Annotated in this window: 16 protein-coding genes, 1 tRNA gene and 1 pseudogene; 10 read left to right on the plus strand and 8 right to left on the minus strand. The window is 58.6% G+C overall.

The features are described 5' to 3' along the window. Window positions 1-163 precede the first annotated feature (163 nt). The 10 genes from asnS to DW211_RS07525 all read left to right on the plus strand — a co-directional run bounded on the left by asnS (window position 164) and on the right by DW211_RS07525 (window position 11475). Entirely contained in the window at window positions 164-1567 is a 1404-nt protein-coding gene (gene asnS / locus DW211_RS07480; RefSeq protein WP_117843635.1) for an asparagine--tRNA ligase, read from the plus strand. Between the two features lie 255 nt (window positions 1568-1822). Next, window positions 1823-2611: a hypothetical protein gene (locus DW211_RS07485; RefSeq protein ID WP_117843636.1), complete on the plus strand. Its 789-nt coding sequence runs from the start codon at window positions 1823-1825 to the stop codon at window positions 2609-2611. Window positions 2612-2782: 171 nt separating this feature from the next. Then, window positions 2783-3763: an ABC transporter substrate-binding protein gene (locus tag DW211_RS07490; protein WP_118260109.1), complete on the plus strand. Its 981-nt coding sequence runs from the start codon at window positions 2783-2785 to the stop codon at window positions 3761-3763. Window positions 3764-3967: 204 nt separating this feature from the next. Continuing rightward, window positions 3968-4891, plus strand: a complete 924-nt coding sequence (locus DW211_RS07495) for an ABC transporter permease (protein WP_117646065.1) — start codon at window positions 3968-3970, stop codon at window positions 4889-4891. Beyond that, on the plus strand, window positions 4884-5678 hold the full coding sequence (locus DW211_RS07500) for an ABC transporter ATP-binding protein (protein ID WP_117786137.1): 795 nt from the start codon (window positions 4884-4886) through the stop codon (window positions 5676-5678). Before DW211_RS07495 ends, DW211_RS07500 begins: the two co-directional genes overlap by 8 nt. Before the next feature lie 334 nt (window positions 5679-6012). Beyond that, window positions 6013-6792 (plus strand): mechanosensitive ion channel family protein, encoded by a 780-nt coding sequence (locus DW211_RS07505; protein ID WP_118260111.1) that lies wholly within the window; start codon window positions 6013-6015, stop codon window positions 6790-6792. A gap of 152 nt (window positions 6793-6944) precedes the next feature. Continuing rightward, window positions 6945-8864: a BMP family ABC transporter substrate-binding protein gene (locus tag DW211_RS07510; RefSeq protein ID WP_118260113.1), complete on the plus strand. Its 1920-nt coding sequence runs from the start codon at window positions 6945-6947 to the stop codon at window positions 8862-8864. Beyond that, window positions 8861-9571 (plus strand): metallophosphoesterase, encoded by a 711-nt coding sequence (locus DW211_RS07515; protein WP_117639531.1) that lies wholly within the window; start codon window positions 8861-8863, stop codon window positions 9569-9571. The genes DW211_RS07510 and DW211_RS07515 overlap by 4 nt, the downstream gene beginning before the upstream one ends. Window positions 9572-9803: 232 nt before the next feature. Further along, on the plus strand, window positions 9804-10364 hold the full coding sequence (locus DW211_RS07520; protein WP_117583099.1) for an RNA polymerase sigma factor: 561 nt from the start codon (window positions 9804-9806) through the stop codon (window positions 10362-10364). Then, entirely contained in the window at window positions 10345-11475 is a 1131-nt protein-coding gene (locus DW211_RS07525) for a DUF4179 domain-containing protein (RefSeq protein WP_117635373.1), read from the plus strand. Before DW211_RS07520 ends, DW211_RS07525 begins: the two co-directional genes overlap by 20 nt. A 351-nt stretch (window positions 11476-11826) precedes the next feature. Here the strand turns inward: DW211_RS07525 and DW211_RS07530 are convergent, their stop codons facing one another. The 8 genes and pseudogenes from DW211_RS07530 to rpmG all read right to left on the minus strand — a co-directional run bounded on the left by DW211_RS07530 (window position 11827) and on the right by rpmG (window position 16000). Further along, entirely contained in the window at window positions 11827-12492 is a 666-nt protein-coding gene (locus DW211_RS07530; protein WP_226790685.1) for an isocitrate/isopropylmalate family dehydrogenase, read from the minus strand. Next, a pseudogene (locus DW211_RS07535) lies at window positions 12401-13120 on the minus strand (hypothetical protein). Before DW211_RS07535 ends, DW211_RS07530 begins: the two are co-directional and overlap by 92 nt. A 312-nt stretch (window positions 13121-13432) precedes the next feature. Next, window positions 13433-14140 (minus strand): 50S ribosomal protein L1, encoded by a 708-nt coding sequence (gene rplA, locus DW211_RS07540; protein WP_117736544.1) that lies wholly within the window; start codon window positions 14138-14140, stop codon window positions 13433-13435. A gap of 117 nt (window positions 14141-14257) precedes the next feature. Further along, a complete protein-coding gene (gene rplK / locus DW211_RS07545) occupies window positions 14258-14686 on the minus strand; it encodes a 50S ribosomal protein L11 (RefSeq protein ID WP_055285217.1) in 429 nt (142 codons plus the stop codon). 120 nt (window positions 14687-14806) lie between these two features. Further along, window positions 14807-15343 carry a transcription termination/antitermination protein NusG gene (gene nusG, locus DW211_RS07550; protein ID WP_006234984.1) on the minus strand — a complete coding sequence of 179 codons (537 nt, stop codon included), beginning with the start codon at window positions 15341-15343 and terminating at the stop codon, window positions 14807-14809. A 3-nt stretch (window positions 15344-15346) separates the two neighbouring features. Continuing rightward, the gene (gene secE / locus DW211_RS07555) at window positions 15347-15685 is read right to left on the minus strand and encodes a preprotein translocase subunit SecE (RefSeq protein ID WP_006234983.1); all 339 of its coding nucleotides are present in this window, start codon (window positions 15683-15685) and stop codon (window positions 15347-15349) included. A 76-nt stretch (window positions 15686-15761) separates the two neighbouring features. After that, window positions 15762-15837 (minus strand) — tRNA-Trp (locus tag DW211_RS07560). A 13-nt stretch (window positions 15838-15850) separates the two neighbouring features. Then, window positions 15851-16000, minus strand: coding sequence for a 50S ribosomal protein L33 (gene rpmG / locus DW211_RS07565; RefSeq protein WP_117655047.1), 150 nt, complete (start codon window positions 15998-16000; stop codon window positions 15851-15853). Window positions 16001-16033 lie beyond the last annotated feature (33 nt).

A 16033-nucleotide genomic window follows, 5' to 3' on the forward strand; every position in this document is an offset into this window, starting at 1 on the left:
CACATGTGCGGGTGAATGTGGGAGGTGTTCGGATAAAGTTGCCAATCAAGGTTCGTTTGAAAAACCATCCCGCCAATGCCTTATCTGTATAGCCCAAATGAGCCGAGCTGCTAGAATATCGAACTGTATGGATAACTATCATTCAACCGTTATGGGAGGATACGTGAACCGCACCAAAATCGCGCAGCTCTATGCCGATGCCGAGTCGCTCGGTGGCCAGACCGCCACCGTTGCCGGCTGGGTCAAGTCCGTCCGCGACATGAAGAACTTTGGCTTCGTTACACTCAACGACGGCAGCTGCTTCCGCGACCTGCAGGTCGTCATGAACCGCGAGGCGCTCGACAACTACGACGAGATCGCCCATCAAAACGTCTCGGCCGCCCTCATCTGCACCGGCACCGTCAAGCTGACCCCCGATGCGCCCCAGCCCTTCGAGCTTTCTGCCGCCTCCATCGAGGTCGAGGGCACGAGTGCCCCGGATTACCCGCTGCAGAAGAAGCGCGCAACCGTCGAGTTCCTGCGCACCCAGCAGCACCTGCGCCCGCGCACCAACCTGTTCCGCGCCGTGTTCCGCATCCGCTCTGTCGCGGCTGCCGCCATCCACCGCTTCTTCCAGGAGCAGGGCTTTGTCTACGTCAACACCCCCATCATCACCACGAGTGACTGCGAGGGCGCCGGCGAGATGTTCCGCGTGACCACGCTCGACCCCCAAAACCCGCCCCTCACCGAGGCCGGCGAGGTCGACTGGAGTCAGGACTTCTTTGGCAAGCATGCGAGCCTCACCGTTTCCGGCCAGCTCAATGCCGAAAACTTTGCCATGGCCTTTGGCGACGTGTACACCTTTGGCCCCACCTTCCGCGCCGAAAACTCCAACACCACGCGCCATGCCGCCGAGTTTTGGATGATTGAGCCCGAAATGGCCTTCGCCGACCTCAACGACTACATGGACAACGCTGAGGCCATGCTCAAGTACGTCCTTAAGGACGTCATGGCCACCTGCCCCGACGAGCTCAATATGCTCAACAAGTTTGTGGACAAGGGTCTGCTCGAGCGCCTAGACCATGTCGCCAACTCCGACTTTGCCCGCGTCACCTATACCGAGGCCGTCGAAATCCTGGAGCAGGCCGTCGCCGCCGGTCACAAGTTTGACTATCCCGTGAGCTGGGGCATCGACCTGCAAACCGAGCACGAGCGTTTCCTGACCGAGGAGCACTTTAAGCGCCCGACCTTCGTAACCGACTACCCGGCCGAGATCAAGGCTTTCTACATGCGCATGAACGAGGACGGCAAGACCGTCGCCGCCGCCGACTGTCTGGTTCCCGGTATCGGCGAGATTATCGGCGGATCCCAGCGCGAGGAGCGCCTGGATCTGCTCGAGGCCCGCATCAAGGACCTGGGTATGAATCCCGAGCAGTACAAGTACTACCTTGACCTGCGCCGCTACGGTTCCTGCAAGCACGCCGGCTACGGTCTGGGCTTCGAGCGCTTGGTGATGTACCTCACCGGCGTGGGCAACATCCGCGACGTCCTGCCGCACCCGCGCACCGTGGGCAACGCCGACTTCTAATCGTCGGGCACTAGCTCGCGTCGCCACGCGCAACGCTCATCGCACAAGCGCCTCTCGACATCGGCCGAGAGGCGCTTTTTTCAACAGCAGCCGTCAAGCTTTTGGCAAGGTTTTGGTCAGTTAGGCAGGGTTGTTGAAAACTCGACCCGCCGTTTGCCGGCAACCATCGACCGTCCAAGGCGCCACGTGTCCTTGGCCAGGTTCCGCGCCCTAGGCTCTGATCTGCCATCACCAAAAAGAAAGGACGTGGGCACTATGACCGAAGCCGTTGTTGAAAACTACGAGACCACGACCAGGGGCTCCGCCTCGATGGCAGCCTATCGCGCCGTACGCATCCTGCAGCTTTTGAGCGAGAACACCGGCGAGGACAAGGCGCTGCTTTCCGACGAGCTGGTCGAGCTCCTCGCCCATCCCGACGACCCCGCCCGCATGCCCATCTCAGCGGCACGCCGCAGCATCTATACCTCGATATCCGCACTTCGTCACGCCGGATACGAAATCGACTATAAACGCGGCGTGGGCTATCGGCTCCTCACCCGCCCGCTTGCTGACGAGGAGATCATACGGCTCCATGGCATGGTCATGCGCAACCGATCGACGCCCATAGCCATTCGAAAAAGCATGGCGCAGCACCTGGTCGCCATGGCGAGCGCCGATGTTCGCGGCTATCTCGATATGCCCGAACCGACACCGGCCGCCAACGACGTGCCCATCAAGACAGCGCGTCCGCACGCCAAGCGTATCGACACGTGCGAGCTCGTCGAACAGGCCATCGACCATGGAACAACTGTCAGCTTTGATATCTCAAACGTCCTGACCCGAGGCGAAACCGAGGTGGTGCGGATGACGGTCCGGCCCTTTGCCATCAGGCAGCGCGATGGCGTCTCGTATCTGCTGGGAACGGTCTACAACACCCGAGGCGCCGACGATACCCTGCGCACCGTTGAGGTCAGCCGCATGAGAAACGTCAGCACGCGTTTGCTCGACGGCAAGAAACTCTTTGCCGCGCTAGACGAAGAAGACAGCCCCGCGCCCGCAGCGTAAGCCGCAGCGTAAGCCCCGTTACCGTCCGTCGTTTCTCAGCACCGCCCATCCGGTTCAGTATTAAAAAACCCGCCAGGTTATTGTAAAAATGGACATCGGCGTTACTATAGTCCCACTTGCACTTTTTCCTAGTGCAGTGTTTCCAGCCATTTTTACACTGGGGGTAATGATATGAAGGGCATCACCATCAGCCGCAGGAGCCTTCTTGTCTCCGCTGGCCTGCTCGCGCTCGCTCCGCTCGCCGGATGCGGCGGCAACTCTGGTTCCGGCTCCGCTGCCGCCGGTTCCGACTACACCATCGGCGTTCTGCAGCTCACCGAGCACTCCGCGCTCGATGCCGCCAACGACGGCTTCGTCAAGGCCATCAAGAAGAGCGGCCTCAAGGTCAAGATCGACCAGAAGAACGCCCAGAACGACCAGTCCACGTGTAAGTCCATTGCCGACAAGTTCGTAGGCGACGGCGTCAACCTGATCTACGCCATCGCTACGCCCGCCGCGCAGGCTGCCGCCGGCGCCACCGCTGATATCCCCATCGTTGGCTGCGCCATCACCGACTACGCCGCTTCCGGCCTGGTCCAGGACAACGACAAGCCCGGCACCAACGTCACGGGCGCTTCCGACCTCACCCCGGTCGCCGAGCAGCTCGAGATGATGCAGAAGGTCCTGCCCGACGTTAAGAAGGTCGGCCTGCTCTACTGCACCGCCGAGTCCAACTCCGACGTCCAGATCAAGGCCGCCAAGAAGGAACTCGACAAGCTGGGCCTCGAGTACACTGACTTCACCGTCTCGAGCTCCAACGAGATTCAGTCCGTCGTCGAGTCTGCCGTGGGCAAGGTCGACGCGCTCTACTCCCCCACCGACAACACCATCGCCGCGGGCGCCTCGCAAGTCGGCCAGATCTGCAAGGAGAACAAGCTCCCCTTTGTGACTGGCGAGGAGGGCATGTGCAAGGCCGGCGGTCTGTTCACCCTCTCCATCAACTATGAGGACCTGGGCTACGCTGCAGGCGAGATGGCCGTCAAGATCTTGAAGGGCGAGGCCAAGCCCGAGGATATGCCGATTGAGCAACTCTCGAGCAAGGACCTGGTCGTCGTCAAAAACGACGAGATGGCCGAGGCTCTGGGTATCGACCTTTCCGCTCTGGACGCGTAGCGCCATGCGCGGTAACGCGTCTAGGGCCCGCACGCGCGCCACTACTGCGTTATTCAATATCTGAGTCATTGGGGCGAACGCTAAAGACCGGCGTTCGCCCTGCTTGTTTCAGGTAAAACAAAACGTCTGTCCACCGCTCTTTTATGCATTGGTACCGCTATTATGGAAAATCACGTGTCCACCCTATCCTAGGAGGTATGAAGCATGCTCATTGCATTGCAGGGCGCCGTTTCGCAGGGCGTCCTCTGGGGCATCATGGTGCTCGGCGTGTTTATCACGTTCCGCCTGCTCGACATCCCCGATATGACCTGCGACGGCAGCTTTGCCCTCGGCGGCTGTGTTTGCGCCGTGCTCATCGTCAATAACAACGTCGACCCGCTGCTCGCCGTGCTGGCCGGCATGTGCGCCGGCGCCATCGCGGGCGCGGTCACGGGCATCTTGACCACCGTTTTTGAGATTCCTGCAATCCTCGCCGGAATCCTTACGCAGATCAGTCTGTGGTCCATCAACCTGCGCATCATGGGCAAATCCAACACGCCCATCCTTGCCAAGGGCACCATCTTCTCATCCGTCAGCCACATGACGGGCCTGCCGCAGTCCACCGTTGCCATCATCCTGGGCATTGTGCTGGCCGTGGCCATCGTCGCCATCCTGTACTGGTTCTTTGGCACCGAGATCGGCTCGGCGCTGCGTGCCACCGGCAACAACGAGTACATGATCCGCGCCCTGGGCGTCAACACCAACTCCACCAAGATGATTGCCCTCGTGCTCTCCAACGCCCTTATCGGCCTTTCGGGTGCGCTCATCTGCCAGAGCCAGAAGTACGCTGACATTGGCATGGGCACCGGCGCCATCGTTATCGGTCTTGCCGCCATTGTTATCGGCGAGGTGCTCGGCCGCCTGCTGCCCGGCGGTCTGACGCAGTTTAGCGTCCGCCTGGCCTCCGCCGTCTTTGGCTCTGTGGTGTACTTCCTCATTCGCGCCATCGTGTTGCAGCTGGGCATGGACGCCAACGACATGAAGCTGCTCTCCGCCGTAATCGTTGCCGTGGCCCTGTGCGTGCCCGTGGTTTGGGAGCGTTATAAGCTCCGCAGCTCCTACACGAGGGGAGATGAGGCAGATGCTTAAGCTCTCGCACGTCAAAAAGACCTTTAACAAAGGCACCGTCACCGAGAAGCGCGCACTCACCGGCGTCGACCTTACCCTGAATGATGGCGACTTTGTAACCGTGATTGGCGGCAACGGCGCTGGCAAGTCCACGCTGCTCAACATGATCGCCGGCGTATATCCGCTCGATTCGGGCGTTATCGAGCTCGACAGCACCGACATCTCGCGTCTGAGTGAGTCGCAGCGCGCCAAGTACCTGGGCCGTGTGTTCCAGGACCCCATGCGCGGCACCGCAGCCGACATGCAAATTGCCGAGAACCTGGCCCTCGCCAAGCGCCGCGGCCAGCGCCGCGGTCTTTCGTGGGGCGTCACCAAGGCCGAGAAGGACGAGTACGTTAAGCTGCTCAAGCGCTTGGACCTCGGCCTGGACACGCGCCTCAACGCCAAGGTCGGCCTGCTCTCGGGCGGTCAGCGCCAAGCACTCACCCTGCTGATGGCCACGCTCACCAAGCCGCGCCTGCTGCTGCTCGACGAGCACACGGCGGCCCTCGACCCCAAGACGGCATCGAAGGTGCTCAATCTGACCGAGGAGATTGTCGACGAGAACCACCTGACCACGCTCATGGTCACGCACAACATGAATGACGCCATCCGTCTGGGCAATCGCCTGATCATGATGCACGAGGGCCACGTTATCTACGACGTGGCGGGCGACGAGAAGAAGTCGCTCACCGTCGCCGACCTGCTGCAGAAGTTCGAGGAGGTCTCGGGCGGCGAGCTCGCCAACGACCGCATGCTGCTGAGCTAAAACCTGCCAATAAGGGACAGGTTTATTTTGGCAGGTTTTATCTGCGCAAACGTCAAAACCGCCGCAAAGGAACAGATACCTTTGCGACGGTTTTCGCATATCATGTCGATAATCCAGCGTCAGCAGGAACCACTGGTTAAGAACTAAGGAAACTGCCATGAGAAGACTCCTTCCCCGTCTTGCTTGACCGCCGCACTCCTTGCCGGCGTGCTCGCCGGCGGCCCAGCTTACGCCACCGCGGCCACCCCATCTCAAGTTATCGGCCCGTCCGATGTGATCGGACGGGCTTTTTGGTGGGTATCATGGTTGGACGATCATTAGGAGGTTTCCCTACATGGAATTGTTTGAGCCGATTCTTCATTTCTTTGCACAACGATGGGTCCACAACATCATCTGGGCAGGTATCTTGGCCATCGGCACCGCCGTTGCCGCCAAGGTCGCGTCCAAGACCCTGCGCCACCTGCTTAACCGCGACGATAACCCACTCCCTTCATCCAGCATCTTCATCAACATCGCGCGCGCCGTCATATGGACGATCGGCGGCAGCTTTATCCTCGACAACTGCTTTGGCATTAACGCAAACGCCCTCGTCGCCGCTCTTGGCGTCGGCGGCATCGCCATCTCGCTCGGCTTTCAGGACACGCTGTCAAACCTCATCGGCGGCATGCAAGTGACCTTTATGGGCATCATCAAGCCCGGCGACAATATCGAGGTCGGCGGCGTGTCGGGCGTGGTCCAGGACATCACTTGGCGCCACACGACCATCGAGGACGCCTGCGGACAGACCATCATCGTCCCCAACTCCAACATCTCCAAGAACACACTCGTGCACCTCATGCCCTTTGGACGCGTTGTCGTTCCCGTCGCGGTGAAGGACACGTCAAAGTGGGACTCGCTCGATGCGCTGGCAGACGAGCTCGCCTGTGCCACCAAGGTCGCCGTTTCACCCATCTCGGGCTTTGACAAGGAACCCTACGTGCTCTTTAGCGAGATCGGCGACTTTGGCATTAAGGGTAAGATCATCTTTATCGTCAGTGACGACAGCACCACCTTTACGGCAGCCGACGCCTGCATCCGCGCCATCGCCCCCATCATTGCCCAACCCACCAAATAAGGACAGGTTTATTTAGGCTGGTTTTATCTGGGCAAATGAGCGGTTTATTTCTCAATGGCCCAGCCGCCCTTTACGAGCTGCCCCTTTTCGAGCGACCGAGACGATGGTACCATGGTTCATATAGTTGTTTAAACGACTAAGGGAGCAAAACTATGGAAGAGGCCTATCGTCAAGCACGCAAGCGCGGCGAGCAAGGACGTCGACGCGCCATTAGTCAAAGCGAGCATCCGTATCTCACGGACCTCGATAGCTTGGTTTCCCAGCTCCCCTTAGGCCAGCGAGAGAATGTCGGCCTGAGAGATATTCCGCTCGAAATGGTCGTCGGCACGGTTACCAAGGGCCGTCAGTCTGCCTTTTCGTGCAACTTTATGCCCCTGCTGCCGTTTAACACCGAGTTCGCCCGCAAGTGGTCCAACCTCTACGACATCCAGGTGACCGAGGGCTATCGCGACCCCATCATCGTCACCGAGTTCATGCATCGGTTCTACGTCCAGGAGGGCAACAAGCGCGTCAGCGTCCTCAAATTCCTGGACGCCCCGACGGTTTCGGCCAAGGTCACCCGCCTCTACCCCGGAAAATGGGATTCCGTCGAAAGTCGCCTGTACGGCGAGTTCTGCGCGTTTTGGCGCGTCTGCCCCCTATACGAGATCGAGTTCTCGCGCGAGGGAAGCTATGAGACGCTCGCCAAGATGCTCGGCCAGGACCTTGTCGAAAAGTGGCCACAGAAAAAGGTCGACTACCTGCGCCATACCTTCCTACTCTTTAAACGCGCCTACCTGCGCGCCGGCGGCGACCATCTGGACATTACGCCCGCCGACGCCATGCTCGTCTACCTCAACGTGTACAACCAAGACCGTCTACTGGATACGCCGACGGATATCGTCGTAAACCGCCTGTGTAAGATTTGGCGCGAGCTGGTCATTGCCGGCAAAAATAACGAAGACAAGGTCGATCTTGTCGAAGCACCGAGTGTCGATGAGGAAGAGTCGCCCGCTAAGTCCACCTCCGGCGTGCTCAACTTCTTTATGGGCAAGACCGTCTATTCGGCGGCCAACCCCCTGCGCATCGCCTTTATCCATGAATTCCCCTGCGCAACGTCGAGCTGGGACAGTCTGCACGACCAAGGGCGTCAGTATCTCGATGAGCACTTTGGCGGTATCGTGCGCACCGAGGCGTTCGAGGACTGCCACGATCCGGACGTGTTCTACGCCGCCGTGGAAACGGCTGTCAAACATGGAGCTAACGTCATCTTCTCGACCTCGCACCGCCTGATGGAATACACGCTCAGGGCTGCCGTTGAGTATCCCCAGGTGCGATTCCTCAACTGCTCTATCGGCCTTCCCCACCAAAGCGTGCGTTCGTACTTTGGCAAGATGTACGAGGCCAAGTTCCTCCTGGGCGCCCTTGCCGCCAGCATGGCGGACAACCACCGCATCGGTTACCACGCGTCGGTCTTCGCCTCGGGCGCGCTCAGTGAAATCAACGCCTTTGCGATTGGCGCCTCGCTACTCGACCCCCGCGCGCAAGTTATCCTGACCTGGGGCGATGTGCCCGCCGGAGGCCTTGCCGAGGCCATGTGCCGCGAAGGCGTGAGCGTCATGACCGGCGCCGATATGTCCAAGTCTCTCGAGGACCCCACCGCCTACGGGCTTCACCGTCTGGTAAACGGCAAGGAAGTTACCGGTATTGCTATGCCGGTATGGAACTGGGGCCGTTACTACGAACTCATCGTACGCAGCCTACTGCACGGCACATGGGACGAGACCGCCGATGACCAGCAGGTGCGCGCCGTCAACTACTGGTACGGTATGAGCTCCGGCGTCATCGATATTCGCTACGCTCCGGGCCTACCCTATCAGACGCGCAAGCTTGTTCAGCTCCTCCGCAATGGCATCGTCGAGGGCTCCATCAATCCATTTGGCGGCGAGCTTCATAGCCAAGACGGCGTGGTGCAGATCGAGGGCTTTCCCCCGCTGCCGAGCACGCAAATCGTCGAGATGGACTGGCTGGCCGACAACGTTATAGGCTCGATTCCGCAGCTCGATAACGAGCCGGAGGTCCGTGCCCTATGAATATCCTAGCCATTGCCGATGTAGAGGAGCGCTGCCTGTGGGAATGTTTTCGCAAGGAGCGCTTTGAGGACGTTGACCTGATTCTATCCGCAGGCGACCTGGATCCGGACTATCTTGAGTTTTTGGTCACTGTCATCAACAAACCGCTTGTGTACGTTCGTGGCAACCACGACGACCGCTACGCGCGCCATGCACCGGGCGGGTGCATTTGTGTTGAGGACAGCGTATATGTGTACCGAGGTATTCGCATTGCGGGTCTGGGCGGTTCCATGCGCTACCGCGACGGCGCGAACATGTATACCGAGCGCGAGATGGCAAAACGCATGCGCAAGCTATCGCGAAAAATCGCACTGGTAGACGGATGCGATATTCTACTTACCCATGCACCCGTCGCAGGCATGGGCGACCTGGACGACCTGCCGCATCGAGGATTCGAGTGCTTTAATGCGGCTCTTGAGTCTTGGGGTCCCGACTATATGATTCACGGGCATGTGCACCAAAGCTACGGCCCCAACTTTCAACGCGAGCGCCAACACCCATGCGGAACGAAGATTGTCAACGCCTGCGGCTATACCAAGATCGAAATTGACGAGGCGCGCTACCCCACGCGCGGTTGGAAGGCCGCTTGGCTCAACTCGCAAACCATGCGCCGCGAGCTCAAACGCCACGAAGCAATCGAGTCTTCAACCGCCAGAACCCCCTGGTAACTGCCAACAACCACCACGAAGGGGATAGGCACCTTTATGGTGGTTTTGCTGACTCGTCCGACCTGTCCATCACGGTGCTTGTGTAATTAACGAGAACACTCATTGTTTTGTAAGGACGGCGCTCGCGTGCCGTCTTTTTTTGTCAACTTATGCAGTCTCGACCGTGTTGTATGTAGAGGGACCTCGCGAGACGCCTTCCCTATATCCACCACGACCAATTGGAGGTGACACTATGCCTGCACGCCGTAACCGCAATAGCACGCTCCGATGCGATGCCGATCAGATCGAGCGGGAAGCAAAGCGCTTGGTCGACACGTATTCCGACCTCATCCTTCGATTGTGCTATTCGGCCCTTGGATCCGCTGACGACGCTCAAGACATCTGCCAGGACACGCTGATCAAGATTCTCCAACGCACTCAACCGTTCGACTCGCTCGAACACGAACGTGCTTGGGTGATCCGAGTCGCACTGAACGCATGTCGCGATATCGGCCGTACGCACGCGAATCACCCGGTTGTCGACCTCGATTCGCTCCCCGATTTCTGCGCACCCGTAACACATACCGAGCAAGAATTCGCGCAACGCGACTGCGCCATTCTTTCCGCTGTCACGGCCCTGCCTCAAGCACAGCGCATCGCCATCTTTTTGCACTACTACGCAGGCATGAGCATCAGGGAAATCGCAGACGCCGTTCACGCGACGCCAGCTGCAACCGCCCAGCACCTTAGCCGCGGACGTGCGTCACTTCGGCTTTCCTTGAAAGGAGACCACAATGACTACGAATTCGAATGACTATCGCCACGCCCTGGAGCACATTTCGTTTACCGATAATGCGAAGCAGCACATGGCAAACTCGATTGCTCAGTCCGTCGCCTCAAGCGATGCGGCGACCGCTCAAAGCAACTTTAATGGCACGCGACGCAAGCCGCGCATCGCCCGCCATCCCGTAAGAACAGTCGCTCGCATTGCCGCTGTAACGGCAGTCCTCGCTATCGTCATTGGAGGCGCTGGCACGGCTATGGCAACAGGCGTCCTGCCGCTTCCTTCTGACATGCTTTCCGACATCTTTGACGGACCTGCTTCTCAAACCGAGATCATCGACCGTATTGGCCGGCCCGTCGGTGCTAGCTGCTCCAACAACGGAGTCACCGTGACCGCCGACGCCATCATGGGCGACAAGGATATGGTTACCATCGCCTATACGCTTACGTTCGACGATCCCGCTGCCCTGAAAAAGCTTTCCGAGCCGGGCGAGAACGGAACTATCGCCGGAAGTGTCGATGGAAACGTATACGTTGATGGCGAGCATGGCGGCCAAGGCCAATCATGGCTCATTGACAAGAACCCCAATGACTCCAGCATTCAATACTTTGCACAGTTCAGCGTTGAATCACCCGGCCTTATGGGCAGGACCGTCCGCACGCATATCAACTCTCTCGTTGTGCCACGTGCTGGCAAAGAGCTTCCCGAGTATAAGAAAATACTTACGGGCCCATGGGATCTTAAGTTCCAGCTGAATTACGAAGATACATCCGTTACGATTCCCGCGCCCAAATCGGTCAACTTTAACGGCACCAAGGCGACGATTCAAGAGGCCACCGTATCCTGCGTTGGCGTTTCAGTCCGCTACAACATAGATCGTTCCATCGAACACGACAACAACAGCGGCAAGATGTCTCAAAACATGGAGGAGTCCATGGATGCCGTTGGCAACATACCCCTCATCGTGACGTTCAAAGACGGTCATGTTGAGGACGCAACCAGCCACAGCGGCTATTTCGCAAATAAACTGGATAACGGCACCACTGATGTCCACAAGACCTGGCCGTTCTCGCAAGTTTGTGACACAGACAAGATTGCAAGCGTACAAATTGGCGATACGGTCATTCCCATGAATTCGTAACGCTACGCGGCTCGTATATGCACCCGGTTCCGCACTTCGCGTCTAAAGATGCGCTGTCATCGAGCAGCGTGAGCGCAAGGCCGCCCGTATGGTCGGCTGGGAACACCTCGTTGCGCTAAAAACCACCACGAAGGGGACCGGCACCTTTGTGGTGGTTTTGCTGACTCGTCCGACCTGTCCCAACGGTTTGTCTCAATCTGTAACAGGTAGGGCCCAAATAATCGGTTAGCTGTTACAGATCGAGACAGACCACGGATGCTCGGCCGAAAATCTCAATCTGTAACAGGTAGGAACGATTTTGCCCCTTAGATGTTACAGATTGAGATATTTGACAGCTTGAATCGGCATCGCCTACAGCGCGGCGACGACCTTGTCGCCCATCGTCGTGGTGCCGAGGATCTTATCTGCCGGGGTGTTGACATCGGCGATGTCACGGGTGCGCCAGCCCTCGTCGAGCACGCGCGCCACGGCGCTCTCGATCCACGCGGCTTGCTCGCCCATGTCGAGCGCGTAGGTCAGCAGCATCGCCACCGACAAGATTTGAGCCAGCGGATTGGCCACGCCGAGCCCCGCGATGTCAGGAGCGCTGCCAGCGCTCGGCCCAAACAGCGATACGCCATCATCCAGCGAGGCAGAGGCAAGCATACCGAGCGATCCGGTAATCTGAGCCGCCTCATCGGACAGGATGTCGCCGAACATGTTCTCCGTCACCACGACGTCAAAGTCTGCCGGTCGACTGATGAGCTGCATGGCGGCGTTGTCGACGAGCAGGTCCTCAAGCTCCACGTCGGAGTACTCCTCGTCTTGCACGCGATGCACGATCTCGCGCCACATGCGGCTCGTCTCCAGCACGTTGCGCTTATCAACGCTCGTCACCTTGCCGCGACGTTTGCGCGCCGCCTCAAATGCCTGGCGCGCAATGCGCTCAATCTCGTACTCGCGATACTCCATCACGTCGACCGCACGCTGACCGGCCGCACCCGCAGCGCCCGCGCAGGTCACGGATGCGGGCGCCAAAGTCCCACGGCATGTTGTAGCCCATCGTATCGGGGATGTTCACGACCGTGGCACCGGCCTTTACGGCCGCCTCGATAATGCGCACCAGAAACTCCTGATCGGAGCGGCCGGCATCCTCGGCATAAAACTCAACATCGTCAACGAACTTGCGAGCATGTTTGACGGCATGGATCGCTCACTCAATTGCCCTTTCCTCAGTCATATGGAGCTTGTCGCGCAGGTGACTGGTGCTCACACCCAGCCCTGTATGGATACGGGGCCTCTGGGCCGTTTTGAGCGCCTCTGCAGCCACTTCGATATCCCTGTCGACAGCGCGCGTCAGGCCGCATACCGTGCATCGGTCGCCCGCAATCTTGCCAATCTCCTGTACGGAGCGAAAGTCACCAGGACTCGAGATGGGAAAGCCCGCCTCGATAACGTCCACGTTCATGCGCACCAGCTGGCGGGCGATGAAGAGCTTTTCCTCGGTATTCATGCTGGCGCCCGGCGACTGCTCACCGTCGCACAGGGTGGCGTCAAAGATTGTGATTTTGCGGCTTATATGTTCCTCCTGATTGACCGTTTTATGACAGATGGCTTTCAGGAGAGAGAGAAGGCCTAGAGATAGAAAAATACCCGTGTCGCTCATCACGCCTGAAAGCGGCAGACGATAGCGCACCCGGGTACAACAAATCGTTATAGCGAGATTACAACCCTAGCGCGCTATCCAATCTAGTAGCGCTAGGCCTAGGAGCTGTTGCGTGTTCCTAAACATGTTGGGCTCCCTTCGGCCTCGGGTAGTACTACATCGCGCTAAAGTACAACACAAGTAAAACCACCACAAGGGTGCCTGTCCCCTTCGTGGTGGTTTCGTTGACTCAAAAGCAAGAGACCCGGTCCTGCACGAGGCAGAACCGGGTCTCTTTAGCAATGCTTGCTTTGCTCAGGCAGTAACTGTTAGTTACTCAGCCAGGAAGTCGCGCTGGATAGCGGGATCGACCTTGACGCCAGGGCCCATGGTGGAAGACACGGAGATGGACTTGACGTACTTGCCCTTAGCAGAAGAGGGCTTGACGCGCAGGATCTCGGTGTACAGGGCAGCGTAGTTCTCGACGAGCTGCTGCTCGGTGAAGGACTTCTTGCCCAGGGGCACGTGGCAGATGCCGTAGCGGTCGGCGCGGTACTCAACGCGGCCAGCCTTGAGCTCGGAGACCATCTTGGCGACGTCCATGGTCACGGTGCCGAGCTTGGGGTTCGGCATGAGGCCACGGGGACCAAGGATCTTACCGATGCGGCCAACCTTGGCCATCATGTTCGGCGTAGCGATAGCAGCGTCGAAGTTGATCTCGCCCTTCTGGATCTGGGCGACGAGCTCGTCGGAACCGATGATGTCGGCGCCGGCAGCCTCGGCCTCACGGGCCTTCTCGCCCTCGGCGAAGACGGCAACACGAACGGTCTTGCCGGTGCCGTGGGGCAGGGAGATGGAGCCACGGATGTTCTGGTCAGCCTTACGAGTATCAATGCCCAGACGGAAGTGGGCCTCGACGGTCTCGTCGAACTTGGCGGTGTCGAGCTCCTTGATGAGCTTGGCAGCCTGAAGGGGGGTGTAGAGCGTGGCGCGGTCGATCTTTTCGGCAGCGGCGTTATAGCTCTTACCATGCTTAGCCATGTGCATTACCTCCTGTGGTTAAACGGGCGTGAGCCCTCCCACATCGTATCGTGTGCCCTATTGCACACATTTAACGGGCGCCCCGGTCGGAGCACCCGTCGTTACCATAAGAAATCGCTACTCAGCGATGGTGACGCCCATGGAACGGGCGGTACCGGCGATGATCTTCTTGGCGGCGTCAATGTCGTTGGCATTGAGGTCCGGCATCTTGATCTCGGCGATCTTGGTGAGCTGCTCCTGGGAGAGCTGACCAACCTTGTCGGCCTGGGGCTTAGCGGAACCAGACTTGAGGTTCAGCTCCTTCTTGATGAGGTGAGCCGCCGGCGGGGTCTTGGTGATGAAGGAGAAGGACTTATCCTCGTAGACAGTGATCTCAACGGGGATGATGTCGCCCTTCTTGTCCTGCGTCTCGGCGTTAAAGGCCTGGCAGAACTGCATGATGTTCACGCCAGCAGCGCCCAGGGCGGGGCCGACGGGAGGAGCGGGGTTAGCTGCACCAGCAGGAATCTGGAGCTTAATGACGTTGGCAACCTTCTTCTCAGCCATGGTCATTCCTTTCGAATCACGAGTGTGAAGTACTTGCTATATCGTAAGCACGCACGTGTTAGAAGCACTCCTGAGATGAGCAGTCACAGAAGAAGCACGCTCGCGCGAACGGACGAAAACTTAAGCGATGACAGCGACCTGGTTAAAGTCGAGCTCGACCGGCGTCTCGCGGCCAAAGATCATCAGCGTGACCTTGAGCTTGCCAGCCTCGGTGTTAACCTCGGAGACCTTGCCATCAAAGTCGGTAAGCGGGCCATCGGTGACGCGGACGGACGTGCCGACCTGAATATCGACCGAGGTGCGCTTGGGCGAATCGCCCTTACCGGGACGACGAGTCATCTTGTTGTACTCGTCGCGGGAAAGCGGAGCGGGCTTGCCGTTGCCGCCCAGGAAACCGGTGACGCCAGGCGTGTTACGAACGCACGTCCAAGCATCGTCATCCATCTCCATGCGGACCAGGACATAACCCGGGAAGATCTTAGAATCCTTGGTCTCGCGCTTGCCACCCTCTTTAATCTCGGTGACGCGCTCCATAGGAATCTCGATATCAAAGATACGGTCCTGCATGCCCATGGTCTCGATGCGATGCTCGAGATCGGACTTAACGCGGTTCTCGTATCCAGAGTAAGTGTGAACGACGTACCAACGCTTAGACATGGTTTAGCCCCTCAATCCAGAGAACAGAGCAAGAGCCTCGCCAAAGCCAGCATCGAGCAGAGCGATGACGACGCCGACGACGATCAGAGAAGCGCAAACGACGACAGAGTAGTTCACGAGCTCCTTCTTATCGGGCCACGTGACACGCTTCATCTCGGACTTGACCGAAGCGAAATACTTCTTGGTGCGGGCGAAGAAACCAGGCTTCTCGTTCTTCTTGGACTTCGCAGCCTTCTCGTTCTTCTTGGCAACGGCCTTCTTGGCCTCAACCTTGGAGTTGGCGGCAGCGTTATTGGCAGGCGCCTGCTGCTGTGCCTTCTTCTTGTTCTTCTTGTTGGCCATTTGGGTTACCTCCGCGCAATGCGCTTATACATGAGTAAACCGTAAGCCCCCAATTGGGAGCTTACGGAATAATGACTGGCACGCCAGGAAGGACTCGAACCCTCAACACTCGGTTTTGGAGACCGATGCTCTACCAATTGAACTACTGGCGTATATGACTAGAGACTAGCGAGTCTCTTTGTGCAACGTGTGGTGACGGCACCAGGGGCAATACTTCTTGATCTCCATACGATCAGGCATGTTCGACTTGTTCTTGGTGGTCGTATAGTTGCGGCGCTTGCACTCAGTGCACGCAAGAGTAACTAGAGTACGCATTTATCCTGAACCTTTCATTTCCGCCCCGTACGG

The sequence above is a fragment of the Collinsella sp. AM18-10 genome, from assembly GCF_003471585.1.
Lineage (GTDB): Bacteria > Actinomycetota > Coriobacteriia > Coriobacteriales > Coriobacteriaceae > Collinsella.